Consider the following 13,470-nt stretch of genomic DNA (forward strand, 5'->3'; position numbering starts at 1 on the left):
GTTTTCCAATCCAGGGGAATCGCACCTCATGTCTCACCGCTCCATTCGCGGCCGCGCGCCGTTGTTCGTTGCCGTATCGCTTGCTCTAGCCAGCGCGGCGCAGGCACAGGAGGCCAGCAAGGCCAGCAACCTCGACACCGTCATCGTCACGGGTACGCGCAGCACCGAACGCACCGTGTCCAGCTCGTTGCAGCCGATCGATGTGATTACACCGCAACAGTTGCAGCAGACCGGCGCCACCCAGCTCACCGCGGCGCTGGCGCGGCTGGTGCCTTCGCTTAGTTTCCCGCAGCCCACCACGATCAGTGGCGCCGAAGTGGCACGGCCGGTGACCTTGCGCGGGCTTAGCCCGGATCAGGTGCTCGTGCTGATCGACGGCAAGCGACAGCATGCCGGCGCGTTCCTCAACCTGGGTGGCGCGATCGGACGCGGCTCGAACCCGGTGGACCTCAACGCGATTCCTATTTCCGCTATCGAGCGCATCGAAGTGCTGCGCGACGGCCAGTCGGCGCGTTACGGTTCCGACGCGATCGGCGGCGTGATCAACGTGATCCTGAAGAAAGGCGGGGAGGGCGGCCAGGTCACGGCGAAGTTTGGCGGCTACGACGCAGGTGACGGCCTGCAACGCCAGCTCAGCGCGGATACGGGCTTCCGCCTGGGTGACAAGGGCTCGATCCATGTGGCGATCGATACCCAGAACAACGACGGTACGAATCGCGCGGGGCTGGATCGGAGCAGCTCGGCGGTCGGCACCACCTATGGCAAGAAGGTCTACTGGCTGGGTGATCCGGCCGTGCAGTCGAACAAGGTCTCGCTGACGGGCCAGTACGAGTTCAGCAAGGCGGCCGAGGTTTACTTCACCGCGATCTATCGCCGCGACCGTGATGAAACGGCCAGCCTCTACCGCCACCGTGGCGATTCCACCAACGTGCCGGCGATCTACCCGGATGGCTACCTGCCGGTGAGCATTCCCATCGTCAACGACACCACCCTGACCGCGGGCCTGCGCGGCGAACTGGGCGATGGCTGGCACTACGATGTCTCGGCCACGCATGGCTCCAACGAGTACGACCAGCGTAGCCATGCGATCAACGCGGACTGGTACAAGACGTACGGCTATACGCCGTTCTTCATCCAGGGGGCGGATTACAAGACCCAGCAGCAGACCGGCAACGTGGATATCAGCAAGGAGTTCACGCCTTCGTGGCTGCCCAACTCGGTGAGCGTGTCGTTTGGGCTCGAATACCTGCGCCAGGCGTACAAGGTGACCCCCGGTGATGCGGTCTCGCAGTACGGTGCCAACGGCGGCATCACGGGTGATCTCCAGGGTAACTGGCAGCGCCACGACGTGTCCGAATACATCGACCTGGAAACCAACCTGACGGACCGTTTCGCCGTTTCGCTGGCGGGCCGTCACGAACATTACAGTGACTTTGGCGGCACGACATCGGGTTCGCTTTCGGGCCGCTTCGATTTCACACCGCGCATCGCGGTGCGCGGCAGCGTCGGTACCGGTTTCCGTGCGCCCACCCTTGTGCAGCAGCACTATGCCGATATCTCCTCGCAGCTGCAGGATCTCGGGCAGGGCCAGGTGATGGTGCAGTCGGGCACGTTCCCGGTGGATGCGCCGGCCGCCAGCCTGCTCGGTGCGCAGCAGCTCAAGCCGGAAAAATCGCGTAGCGCCACGATCGGGCTGGTGGCTGAGCCGCTGACCGGCTGGAACCTCAGCGTGGATGCTTACTGGATCAAGATCACCAACCGCATCAACCTCTCGTCGAACATCCCGGTGAACACCCCGGCGGTGAGCGCCTATCTCGCCGCGAATGGCGTGGATGCCAACTACCAGTCCATCCGCTATTTCACCAATGCCGTGGACACGCGGACGCGCGGCCTCGATTTCGTCAGCCAGTACGGTTTCGACTTCTCGAATGGCGATCGCCTCAACACCACGCTGGGCTGGGCGTACAACGAGAACAAGGTCATCAAGGTGAAGGACAACCCGGCCATCCTCGATGAGCTCGGTGTGGCGGTGCAGCGCGTCGAAAGGCGTGAGCGCCTGGGCCTCCTGGGCGATACGAACCCACGGACGAAGCTCGACCTCGGCTTCGACTACCTGCATGGGCGCTGGGGCGGCCATGCCAACGTACAGCGTTACGGCAGCTACACGGTCTACAGCAACAGCGGCCCGGCGCTCGACCAGAACTTCGACCATCGCTGGACGCTAGATCTTTCGGCGGACTACAACCTCGATAGCTGGACCTTCACCGCTGGCGCGGACAACGTGACCAACGCGCGCCCGGAGCAGGTGAAGTATGCCAACTCGACCAGCGGAAACTTCAAGTACAGCCTGTTCTCGCCACTGAGCTGGAACGGCCGCTACTACTACGCCAGCGTCACGTACCGGTGGAAGTGATGGCCATGCGTGCAGTGATTTCTTCGTTGGTTCTCACGGCCGCCGTGGCGGCGACCACAGCGGCGGCGCAGGATGCGGCACTGGCCGGCTTCGGGCCCACGGCTGCATCGGCTGAGCGCGGGCTTGAGCAGCGCGCCGATGCTTCGATCGATAAGGCGGATCTCGATGGTTGGCTGAAGCAGCTGACCTCGGCGCCCAACAACGTCGGGGCGGCGCACAACAAGGAGAACGCCGACTTCATCGCGGCCAGCCTACGCAGCTGGGGTTGGGATGTGAAGGTCGAGCCGGTGAAAGTGCTGGTGGCCTATCCCACGACCCAGAAACTGTCGCTGAGCGGCGGCGACCCCTACGCCGCCGATTTCACCGAGCCTGCCGTGGCGGGCGACCCTGATACCGCGAAGCAGGCTGGTGTGTTGCCCGGCATGGAGTCGTATAGCCCCGATGGACGCGTGGATGCGCCACTGGTCTTCGTCAACGAAGGCCTGGCTCGCGACTACGACGACCTCGAGCGGCTCGGTGCATCGGTGAAGGGCAAGGTCGTGCTGGTGAAATCCAGCGGTGCGGGGCGGTGGGTGAAGCCGCGGCTCGCGCAGCAGCATGGTGCCGTCGGCGTGGTGATCTACTCGGATCCCGAAGCAGACGGGTTCCCCAAGGGTGATGTGTATCCGACGGGCGCCTGGCGTACCGAGCGAACCCTTCAGCGCGGCACGCTCGGTATTGATAGCGTGCTGGATGCGAAGGGCGCGAAGACCTTGCAGGCCGAGCATCACACGGCCGACCTCTCGATCCCGGTGGTGACCATCGGTTACGGCGATGCCGAACACTTCCTGCGCGCGCTGGGCGGCAAGCCCGTGCCGTTGCGTTGGCAGGGTGGCTTGCCGCTCACGTACCACGTCGGTGGCGATGCCGGTGTCCATCTGGAAGTGGCGTCGCCGTGGGAGTGGCGAACCTTGTACAACGTGGTGGCGACCTTGCGGGGCAGCACATGGCCTGATGAATGGGTGATCCGTGGCGTGCACCACGATGCATGGGTTTTCGGTGCGTGGGATCCGCTGGCGGGTACCACGGCCTTGCTTGCCGAAGCCAAAGCGCTCGGTGAATTGGCCCGGGCGGGGCAGCGGCCTAAGCGCACGCTGGTCTTCGCCAGTTGGGATGGCGAAGAGCTGGGCATCCTCGGTTCGAAAGCCTGGGCGGAACGCCACGCCGGCGAGCTTGCGACGCATGCCGTGTTCTATCTCAACAACGACACGACCGGTCGCGGCTTTCTCTCGGCGGGTGGTGACCCCTCGCTGGCGGCGCTCGTGGATGGTGTGGCGGCTGATCTGAAGGATCCCGAGACAGGTGCGACCGTGCAGGCCCGGCGTCTGGCAAAGCGCGCCGTGGATGCTGCGGAGAAGGGCCGGAACGCCGAAGGCGAGATCGTGCCGCAGCGGTTGGGCACGGGTTCGGACTACCTGCCGTTCGCGCATCGCTTCGGCGTGCCGTCGCTCCATGTGCGTTACGGTTACGACCGCGATGGCGATGAGGAGAGCGTGCCGGTCTATCACTCGCTGTACGACACCTACACGCACTACCAGCGTTTCGGTGACCCGGGGCTGGCTTACGTGGGCCTGCTCGCGAAGACCAATGCGCGGCTCGTGTTGCGTACCGCGAATGCCGACGTGCTGCCGTGGCGGTACACCTCGTTTGCGACGTCGCTGGGGAAGGATATCGATCGGCTGCAGGCCAGCGCCGACGCGGCGCATCGCGAATCGCAGCGGCATAACGCGCTCGTCGACAACGGTGCCTACGGGCTTGCCTCGGTGGCCTACCGCCAGCTCCAGCCTCCCGCGCGGGTCGACGAGGCCCTGCAAGCGCCGGATCTGGCGCCATTGCGCGATGCGCAGCAGGAGCTCCTGGCCGCGGCCAGGGCCTATGACGAGGCGGCTGGCGCGGCTAGCGAGCTGCCTGCGGCGAAGGCAGCGAAGGTCAATGCCACCCTGCGCGCGTTTGCCACGGCATGGCTACAGCCAGCGGGCCTCCCGCAGCGCCCCTGGTACCGCCATCTGTTGCAGGCCCCGGGCCGTAAGGAAGGTGAGGACGTGGCACCGCTGCCGGCGATCGGCGATGCGCTCGATGCGAAGGACACAGCCCAGGTGAAGCAAGAAATTACGCTCACGACGGAGGCCACCCGTAAGGCGGCTGCACTACTGAAGACCGCGACGACGCAGCTGTAAACCGCAAACCACAAGGCACGCCCCCTGTAGGAGTGTGCACATACCACCCACGAACGCAGCGGCTATAGTCCGCCGCATGACCGGACAACCCGCAGCCCATCCCTGGTGGGGCCGCCGCTACCTCAACGCGCGGCCCCGCCTGCTTATCGGTACCGTGGTCGCCGCGGCGACCTTTGGCGTCCTCGAATGCACGCGGCTGCCGCACGCGCTGAGTTTCATGCTGGGCTTCGACCTGGGGGCGCTGCTCTACCTCGTCCTTATCGTGCGCACCTTTCACGATTGCACGCCCGCTGCCATGCGCGACGAAGCGCGGAAGCAGGATGTCGGACGCTGGGGGACGCTGCTCGCCGGCGTGGTCTTGTCGGCCGCGGTATTGGTGGCCGTGAGCACCGAACTGGAATCGGCGGAGAAGGGCGGTGCCATGGCCATTGCCATCGCCGCGACCACGCTCATCCTGTCCTGGGCGTTCATGAATACGCTGTTCGCGCTGCACTACGCGCACGGCTTCTACGGCAACTTTGGCGATCAGCACAAAGGCCTCGACTTCCCCGGTGACGAGAAGCCCGACTACTGGGACTTCGCGTACTTCTCGTTCACCATCGGCATGACCTTCCAGGTATCCGATGTGCAGATCAGCACGCGCTACCTGCGCCGCATCGCGCTGATGCACAGCGCCATCGCGTTCTTCTTCAACGTGTTCATCATCGCGATCAGCGTGAACATCGCCGCCGGCAAGGCGTGACGGTCAGCGGCGGTGGGCGTGCAGGCACGAGAGCACGCTCAGGCCCACGCAGGCCATCGCGATCCACTCCGTGGCGACGGGCAGGCGTGCTTCCCAGATAAAGCCGTAGAGCAGCGCGAAGAGCGTTTCGAACAGGATCATCTGGCCGACCAGGGTCAGGGGTAGCAGGCGGCTCATGCGGTTCCAGAAGCCGTTGCCGAGGATCGAGGCGAAAATCGCCATGCCCGCGCTGATCGCCGCGAACCGCAGCCAGGCACCGCAGGAGTGGGTGGCGTTGTCGAAGTACAGGGCGGCGGGCACCAGCAGGAGCGAAAGCGCACCGGTCACAAGGCCCGTGAGCAGGTTCCAGTCGTGTGCCGAGACGTGGGGCAGCGCGTGGAGCCAGCGCGCGTTGCGCAGGGCGTAGATCGTCCACGAAACGAGCGCCGTCACCGCGAAGGCAAACCCGGCCACGCGGCGCCATTCGAACCCGGCGCTACCGGTAAACGCCTGCCAGCCGATGCACACGATGGCAATGGCGCTGAAGCCCAGCGAGGGAAGCAGACGGCGCAGCGGAACCGCGCCCACCGCCCGGCTCCCTACGACGGTCACGGCGACCGGCAGGAAGCCGATGACCAGTGACGCCATGGCGACACCACCCCATTGCACCGCCGTGGCGAGCGCCACGTAGTAGATGATGTTGGCCAGCAGGCTGAGCCCGATCAGGGCGCGCCAGTGGCGAGGCTCCAGCCACCCGCGCAGGCTCGGCCAGCGTGGCATGAGCAGCAATGCAGAAATGGCCCCGTAGACGAGATAGCGGCCCGCCGCGAGCTGCAATCCGGTGAAGTCCCGGGCGAGCTGCGGTGCCACGAATACGGTGCCCCAAAGCGCGCCCGCCACGATGCCAAAGGCGATGCCCAGGGGGATGTTGGTCTTGCCGTCCACGCTGATTCCTCGAAATGCGCATGGCCATCATGGCAGCGTGCGCAGGGGAGGCGCTTGGCATGGGCTACGGGATGTTTGTCGCCGTCTCGCGTTGCTGGCGCCGATAGGCGCCGGGTGTGGTGTCCATGGCGTCGCGCATGGCCCGGGTTAGCGCGCTCTGGTCGCCGTAGCCGGCCTCGGTGGCGATCGCGGCGATCGAGCGGTCGCTGTGCACCAGCCATTCGCGGACGCGCGCCAGGCGTCTTTCCGCGAGCCAGACGCGCGGGGTCGTGCCGAGTTCGGCACGGAACACCTCATGCAGCCGGCTGACGCTCAGGTTCGCGTGCCGGGCCATGAGGGCTGCGGTCCACGGCTGGCCGATAGCGTTATCGACCACGGCCAGGGTGGCCTGGAGGCGGCTCACCGGGCGGGGCCGCTCCCTTCCCAGCGCATCCAGCAGCAAGGGCACCCAGCGCACCAGCTGTTCGCCGGTGTGGGCGCGGTCTTCCACCTGCAGGCGCATGTACTCCACGAGCGCGGACGCGGCGGGTGCCATGGGCACGAAAGCGGAGGAGGCCAGCCGGTCGGCAATGCCCGCCGGGATATCGGCCGCCGACACGTCGAGCACCAGCGAGCGGTTGGGGCGGTCGCCGATGGTGGTGTGCCAGGCGCCGGCGGGCACGTAGGCCGCGCGGGCCACGCCGAACCGGTTCTCGCGCCCGGCGATGGCGAGGGTCAGCGAGCCGCGCACGGGCAGCACCAGCTGCGCCCAGTCGTGGCGATCGGTGCCTTCATCGCCGTCATAACTGCGCAGGGTCAAGTCCGGTTGGGCGGGGATAGCGGCCATACCGGCATTCTAAGCCCAGTTTCATGCCCATTTTTCTTATTGACGCGATGCGTCAAGGGGGCCAGTCTCCGTTCAGCCGTCCAAACGGCGGGGCCGCGAGGCCCGTGACGATGGGGGAATCCGCATGAACGTGCCAACTTTTATCCGGGTGACGGGGGTCACCCTGGGCCTTGTTTTCGCTACCAGCCCGGCTGCGGCTCGCGGAGACGAGACACCGCCGGACAGCCTGTGCGCCGTACTCGATACGGCCGCGCGCTATGTCGGCACCACGATTACCGTGCGTGGCACGGCCACCAGCGAAGGCAAGATCACGATCCTTGCCGATGCACAGTGCAAGGGTGGCGTGTCGCTGACCATGGACGACGGCAACGGCCGCAAGCGTGACGTGCTGAGTTTCCGCAGGGTGCTGTCGGAGAAAAACACGCGCGCCGACGCCACCGTCTTCGGCCGGTTCACGTCCACCGGCGATGCCGCCGCGCCGTACGCGATCGATGTGTACAGCGTGCGCGACGTGAAGGAAGTGATCGCCGACGGAAGCTGATCCGTCGCGCTCAGGGGGCCGTGCGGCGCCATGCCGCCGGCCGCCACGCGATCGCCAGCGCCGCCACGATCAGTGGCAGGGTGCTCCATGCCAGTGCGCCGGCGCCCGCATGATCGAGCACGGCGCCACCGACGATGCCACCCAGGGCCAGCGCCAGGTTCCAGCCGGTCACCAGTAGCGATTGCGCCACATCCGCCCATTCGCCCGCGTTACGGGAGAGCGCGGTCTGTAGCAGCGTGGGCGTGGCGCCAAAGCCAAGCCCCCATACCGCGAGCGCCACGGCGAGCACGGGCAGCGCGCGGGGAAAGAGCGCGATAGCCAGCGCCGAGGCGAGCAGTGCGATCACGCCACCCACGACCAGCAGGCGCATGTGCCGGTCGCCGAAGGCACCCGCGAGCCATATCCCGCCGACGGACGCCACGCCGAACACCAGCAGGTAGCGATCCACCGCCGTGCCCGCACCGGCGAGCGTCACCAAGGGCGCGATATAGGTGTAGATGGTGTTGTGGGCCAGGATGAAGAGCAGCAGGGTGCCCAGTACCTGAGCCACGCCAGGCAGCGCGATAACCCGGCGCAGACGCAGCGGGCCGGGATTCGCGAGGCCCGGGTAGTCGGGCAGGGCGAACCGGGCCCAGGCGAACAGCGCCACGCTGAAGGCCGACATGATGCCGAACGTCGCCCGCCAGCCGATGGCATTGCCGAGCCACGTGCCGGCGGGGATGCCGAGCGAGAGCGCGAGTGGCGCGCCGACGAGGGCCACCGCCATCGCCCGGCCCTGGCGCTCGCCGGGCACCATGCGCAGTGCGTGTCCAGCGACAAGCGCCCACAGCAAGCCGCCGCTAACCCCGGCGACGAAGCGTGCAACGAGAATCAAGGCATAGGAGCCGGACAGCGCGGTGATCGTGTTTGCGATGGCGAACCCGGCGATAGCGGTCAGCAGTAGCGGGCGTCGGCGGAACCGGCGCGTATGGGCCACGACGGGAATGGCGGCGAGCACGGAGCCCAGCGCATACACCGTGACGAGCTGGCCGATCAGCGCTTCGCTCACGCCCAGGCTCGCGCTCATGGTCGGCAGCAAGCCGGCGGGCAGGGCCTCGGTGATGATCGTGATAAAGCCGGCCGCCGCGAGACAGGCCAGGCCCACCCAAGGGAAGGAGGGCGCGACGGTCGTGGCCTCCTGCTGCATCCGGGTCATGGGAATATCCTTTAAAAACAATGCCTCCAAGCGTATCCGGGATGCGATAGCGGATAAAGTCGGGTAGAGTTCTGCACATACCGGACAAAAATGTCCTCTAAGCGGATTCCACCGTGGATAGCTTTGGCAGCCTGCACACCTTCGTTCGCGTGGCGGAAACGCGCAGCTTCGTCGATGCCGGCCGCGCCCTGGGCGTTTCCGCGGCAGCCGTGGGCAAAAGCATCGCGCGCCTTGAAGCCTCGATGGGGGTGCGCCTGTTCCATCGCAGCACGCGCAGCATCACGCTAACCGCCGAAGGGCATCTGTTCCTCGCGCGTTGCCGACGCATCCTTGAAGAAGCCGAGGCCGCGCGCACCGAGCTCTCCGAGCGGGTCGGCAACCCGCAAGGCCGCCTGCGCGTAAGCCTGCCGACGGTCAACGACCTCATCCTGCCGGTGCTCGCTGATTTCGTCGCGGCATACCCGGATATCGCGCTCGATCTCGACTTTACCGATCGCATGGTCGATGTGATCGAGGAAGGTTTCGATGCGGTGCTTCGCGTTGGGGAGCCTGCGGATTCGCGTCTTGCTGGCCGTTTTCTCGGCAGCTTCAACCGCTACCTGATCGCCTCGCCGGACTATCTCCGCGAACACGGCACGCCGCGCGTGCCTGCGGATCTCGTGCGCCACCGCTGCATGCACTATCGCTACTCAAGCACGGGCCGGCTCGAAACATGGCCGCTGCGCGATGGCGAAGACCTGCGCCTTCCCGCGTCGCTGGTTTGCAACGATGTGCAGAGTCGCGTGCACTTCGCCTCGCGTGGACACGGTATCGCCTTCGTGCCTGACCACTCCGCTCGCCACGCGCTCGAAAGTGGAGCCGTGGTGACGTTGCTCGATGATTACCTCGAGGCATCCAGCAGCTTCCACCTGCTATGGCCCTCGGGCCGCCACGTGCTGCCCAAGCTGCGAGTGTTCATCGATTTCTTCAGTGAGCACATGTTCCCGTCTTAGCGTCGTGACGGTGACGGAACGTCGCAGGGTGCTGACATCACCTCAAGATGACGCATGCAACCGCCGTTACGCGAGCTCCCCAAGCAGTAACCGGAGCAGTACATGGGTGCGTGGCTGGAACGCTGGCAGCGTTGGTGGCATCGTCGCGATCGCGCGCTGCCGGTGGTGGAAGAGGACGCGGGCCGCCGTGCCTATATCACGTTCGAGCAGACCCTCGAGCAGGCGCTCGATGCGGTGGTGAGCATCGACGCAGGCAATCACGTGACCTTCTACAACGCCGCGGCCGAGCGGTTGTGGGGCTACCCGCGCGAGGCGGTGATCGGCCGCAACGTATCGATGCTGGTGCCCGTCGCCCTCCAGGCTGGCCACGATGGCATGGTGAACGCGAATCGCGCCGGCCGGCCTGATCGCATCGTCGGCAAGAGCCGCGAAGTGCGCCTGGAGCGTGCTGACGGCACGCTGCTCTGGGTATCGCTCGCCATGTCGCGCATTCACCTGCCTGATGGCATTCATTACACCGCGTTCGTGCGTGACGTGAGCGAGGACGTTGCGCGGCGCGAAACGCTGCGCTTGCTCTCGATGGTGGCCGATCACACGGACAACGCCGTGGTCATCACCGATGCGCAGGGCCTCACGGAATTCGTGAACGATGGTTTCTCGCGTATGTCGGGTTACGCCGCCGCCGACCTCGTGGGCCAGAAGCCGGGGCACATCCTGCAGGGGCGTGCCACGGATGCCGGTGTCGTCACCACGGTGCGCCGCAAGCTGATGGCGGGCGAAGCGATGCACGAGGAGATCCTGAATTACCGCAAGGACGGCACGCCTTACTGGGTATCCATGGTAATCAACCCCGTGCGGGGCGCCGATGGCGCGGTCGAAAAGTACGTCGCGATTCTCTCGGATATCACCCGCGTGAAGCTGCGTAGCGAGGAGGATCGCATCCGCTTGCAGGCGATCGACCGAAGCAACCTCGTGGCTGAGTGGGCGCTCGATGGCTGCTGGCTCAACGGCAATCCGCTGCTGCGTGATCTACTGGGCGCGGAGGCGCCCGCGCAGGCGGTCAACGTTCTCGATACCGTGGGCGCGGGCGGCAGGGAAGCGCTCGCCAGCCAGCGCGATGCGACCGCGTCGCTGTTGCTGGCGCGTGCCGAGGGGGAGGGCGTACGCATCGCCGCCACGGTCAGTGTCCTACGCGACGTGGAAGGACAGCCGGCGAAGCTGGTGATGCACGGCCACGACGTAACGGCACGCCATGACGCCAGCCTGCACGTACTCGACCTCACCGGCCGTGTTGAAGCGATCGCCAGCACGGTCACGAAGATTTCCTTCCAGACCCACGTGCTTTCCCTGAATGCTGCGATCGAAGCCGCACGCGCCGGCAGCGACGGCAAGGGCTTCGCCATCGTCGCCGACGAAGTCCGCGCATTGGCCGCTCAGTCCAGGGATGCCGCCACCCGCATCAGCCACCTGCTGGCCACCGCTCGCGAACGCCTGGCGGTGATGTAATCTCGCCGCCGGGGTATCGTTACCCAGGGATAAGGGAGGGGGCGGGATGAAGCAAAGGATCTGGGCATGCGCTGCGCTGGTTTGCATGTCGGTCGTGGCGGCGGACGAGTACAAGCCATATCGGCCAACCACTGAGCAGGTGGCGCTGGCCAGAACGCTGCAGACGCCGTCACAGCCGACCGGCCGCAACGCTTATCCCGTGGCGTGGTCGCTGGAATTCGATATGACGCCGGCCGAGGCTGAGAAGGCCTATCAGGCTGATCACGCCGTGGCGTCAGACTGGGCCCGTCGCCATTGGGCGGATGGGGCGCAGGGTAAGTGGCCATCATTTCCCTATGCGGCAGCCGCCACGGCGAAGCGGCTTCCTGATATCACAGCGGCGGAATATGCCCTGATGTGTGGCAAGTCGACGCCATCATGTCTTGACGCGGTGCGCGCGCACCGCAATGACCTCCGGGCGGTGCTCAAGCGACATGAGCGCTTGCTCGCGCGCGTGAAAAGTCTGGTCGGCTACGACATCTGGTGGAACACCATGCCGCCGGATCCGCTCATGCCGGTCGCCCGGGTCCAGCCCGCGCTTCAACTCTGGAATACCGCTGCGGCGCTTCAGTTCGTCGACGGCGATACGTCGGGTGGCCTGGCGTCGGCGTGCACGGCTTCAGCGTCGTTCCGCCGCTTTCAGGCAAGCGCGAACACACAACTGGATCGCGTCTTCATGTCGGCGGGTGCCAGGCTTAACCTCCAGCTGGCGACGGATATGCTTGCGGCGATGCCGATAGACGTGCCTTTACCCGCGCCTTGCCGGAAAGCATTTGCGACGCCGACGATAGAGGAAGTCCAATTCGGCGGCGTGGCAGCCAATGAATGGGTGGCCTCTCAGCGCGCCCAGGAAATGGCGGGCGCGAAGGGGTGGGAGTACATCAGCGAAGGTTGGGCGCTCGCCCTGGGGGACGAGGTCACGCGACGCGCCGCGTTCGAGGATATCGAGGTGCCCGCCACGGTCCTTGACAGAGCTCCCATGGATGAAGCCCAAATCAGGGAAGGGTGGCCGGGGGCCTCGCTACGCGAAGGCAGGCTCGCGAACCTCAACGCCTTTGTCGATCGCGCCGCCGACTACGTCGCGACATTACGGATGGCATCGCTCATGTTGTGGCTCCACGAGCACCCATCACCCCAATCCCTGCAAGCACGCTTGTCCGCCGCGCCCCTGGGACCGTTGGCAAAGCGTATCTCCGTAGGGTGTTCCGGCAGGTGCCTCGTCATGACGGAGCGCAAGACTTACGTGGTTAACCGCACCTGGGCCGTCAGACCAACTGAACCCTGACGCCCTGCTCGCGTAGCGCGTGGATGGCATCGGTGGGGGCCGTCGTATCGGTGATCACCACGTTGAGGCCGGTGATCGGGGCGATGACGGCGAGGCTGCGCTGGCCGATCTTGCTGGCATCGAGCACGGCGACCACTTCGCGCGAGCACTTCACCATCATGGCGTTGAGACTCGCTTCCTGCGGGTCGGGCGTGGTGACGCCGATGGCGGTATCCAGGCCATCGACGCCGAGGAACAGGCGATCAGCGGAGAGGCGGGAGAGGGCGCGCTCGGCATCCATGCCCACCAGCGAGTAGGAGGTCTGGCGCAGCATGCCGCCCAGCATCATCACGCGGACGGTGGGCAGGCCACTGAGCTCGAGCGCGATATTCAGCGCATTGGTGATGACGGTGAGCGAACTCCACTTGCGCTGGCGGATGCAGCGCGCGATTTCCACCGTGGTGGAGCCGGAGTCGAGGATGATCGTCTCGCCGTCGGACACCATGCGTGCGGCGGCATCGCCAATGCGGCGTTTCTCGGCCAGCCGGCGCGTTTCCTTGATCGGGAGCGGAACGTCTTGCGGCGAAGGCTCCGCTGGCACGGCGCCGCCGTGGGAGCGCTTGGCCATGCCAACGATCTCCAGGGCTTCGAGATCGCCACGAATGGTGACGGCCGAGACACCGTAGCGTGCCACGAGATTATCGACGGTAACGCGGCCATCGGTGCGCAGCAGGTCGACGATGGCGCGTCGACGTTCTTCGATCAGCAGTTTCTTCGGCGGCGCCTTCACGCGTCGTTCGCTCATGTCGTCG

Annotated in this window: 11 protein-coding genes; 7 read left to right on the forward strand and 4 right to left on the reverse strand. The window is 66.0% G+C overall.

Annotation, left to right across the window (positions count from 1 at the left end; translation table 11 throughout):
• The first annotated feature begins 28 nt into the window (after nt 1–28).
• The 3 genes from L2Y96_RS08045 to L2Y96_RS08055 all read left to right on the forward strand — a co-directional run bounded on the left by L2Y96_RS08045 (nt 29) and on the right by L2Y96_RS08055 (nt 5,371).
• Entirely contained in the window at nt 29–2,413 is a 2,385-nt protein-coding gene (locus L2Y96_RS08045; protein ID WP_247335256.1) for a TonB-dependent receptor plug domain-containing protein, read from the forward strand.
• A gap of 5 nt (nt 2,414–2,418) precedes the next feature.
• A complete protein-coding gene (locus L2Y96_RS08050; RefSeq protein WP_247335259.1) occupies nt 2,419–4,629 on the forward strand; it encodes a transferrin receptor-like dimerization domain-containing protein in 2,211 nt (736 codons plus the stop codon).
• Between the two features lie 76 nt (nt 4,630–4,705).
• Nucleotides 4,706–5,371 (forward strand): DUF1345 domain-containing protein, encoded by a 666-nt coding sequence (locus L2Y96_RS08055; RefSeq protein ID WP_247335262.1) that lies wholly within the window; start codon nt 4,706–4,708, stop codon nt 5,369–5,371.
• 3 nt (nt 5,372–5,374) lie between these two features.
• Here L2Y96_RS08055 and L2Y96_RS08060 read toward each other — a convergent pair whose 3' ends face one another.
• Both L2Y96_RS08060 and L2Y96_RS08065 read right to left on the reverse strand, forming a co-directional pair.
• Nucleotides 5,375–6,295, reverse strand: coding sequence for a DMT family transporter (locus L2Y96_RS08060; protein WP_247335264.1), 921 nt, complete (start codon nt 6,293–6,295; stop codon nt 5,375–5,377).
• A gap of 64 nt (nt 6,296–6,359) precedes the next feature.
• Nucleotides 6,360–7,121: a helix-turn-helix transcriptional regulator gene (locus L2Y96_RS08065; RefSeq protein ID WP_247335267.1), complete on the reverse strand. Its 762-nt coding sequence runs from the start codon at nt 7,119–7,121 to the stop codon at nt 6,360–6,362.
• A 124-nt stretch (nt 7,122–7,245) separates the two neighbouring features.
• On the opposite strand from L2Y96_RS08065, the gene L2Y96_RS08070 reads away from it, so the two are divergent.
• Entirely contained in the window at nt 7,246–7,662 is a 417-nt protein-coding gene (locus tag L2Y96_RS08070; protein WP_247335270.1) for a hypothetical protein, read from the forward strand.
• Between the two features lie 10 nt (nt 7,663–7,672).
• Here L2Y96_RS08070 and L2Y96_RS08075 read toward each other — a convergent pair whose 3' ends face one another.
• Nucleotides 7,673–8,857 carry an MFS transporter gene (locus L2Y96_RS08075; protein WP_256452200.1) on the reverse strand — a complete coding sequence of 395 codons (1,185 nt, stop codon included), beginning with the start codon at nt 8,855–8,857 and terminating at the stop codon, nt 7,673–7,675.
• A 113-nt stretch (nt 8,858–8,970) separates the two neighbouring features.
• Here L2Y96_RS08075 and L2Y96_RS08080 point away from each other — a divergent pair, with 113 nt between their 5' ends.
• From L2Y96_RS08080 to L2Y96_RS08095, 3 genes are all read left to right on the forward strand, one after another.
• Complete coding sequence (locus L2Y96_RS08080; RefSeq protein WP_247335272.1) at nt 8,971–9,849, forward strand: LysR substrate-binding domain-containing protein; 879 nt, start codon at nt 8,971–8,973, stop codon at nt 9,847–9,849.
• Nucleotides 9,850–9,951: 102 nt separating this feature from the next.
• Nucleotides 9,952–11,355 (forward strand): PAS domain S-box protein, encoded by a 1,404-nt coding sequence (locus L2Y96_RS22960; protein ID WP_283248875.1) that lies wholly within the window; start codon nt 9,952–9,954, stop codon nt 11,353–11,355.
• 46 nt (nt 11,356–11,401) lie between these two features.
• Nucleotides 11,402–12,679, forward strand: coding sequence for a hypothetical protein (locus L2Y96_RS08095; protein ID WP_247335275.1), 1,278 nt, complete (start codon nt 11,402–11,404; stop codon nt 12,677–12,679).
• Here the strand turns inward: L2Y96_RS08095 and L2Y96_RS08100 are convergent.
• Nucleotides 12,660–13,463, reverse strand: a complete 804-nt coding sequence (locus tag L2Y96_RS08100; RefSeq protein WP_247335278.1) for a DeoR/GlpR family DNA-binding transcription regulator — start codon at nt 13,461–13,463, stop codon at nt 12,660–12,662. The genes L2Y96_RS08095 and L2Y96_RS08100 overlap by 20 nt on opposite strands.
• Between the last annotated feature and the right edge of the window lie 7 nt (nt 13,464–13,470).

The organism is Luteibacter aegosomaticola, assembly GCF_023078475.1.
Classification (GTDB): Bacteria; Pseudomonadota; Gammaproteobacteria; order Xanthomonadales; family Rhodanobacteraceae; genus Luteibacter; species Luteibacter aegosomaticola.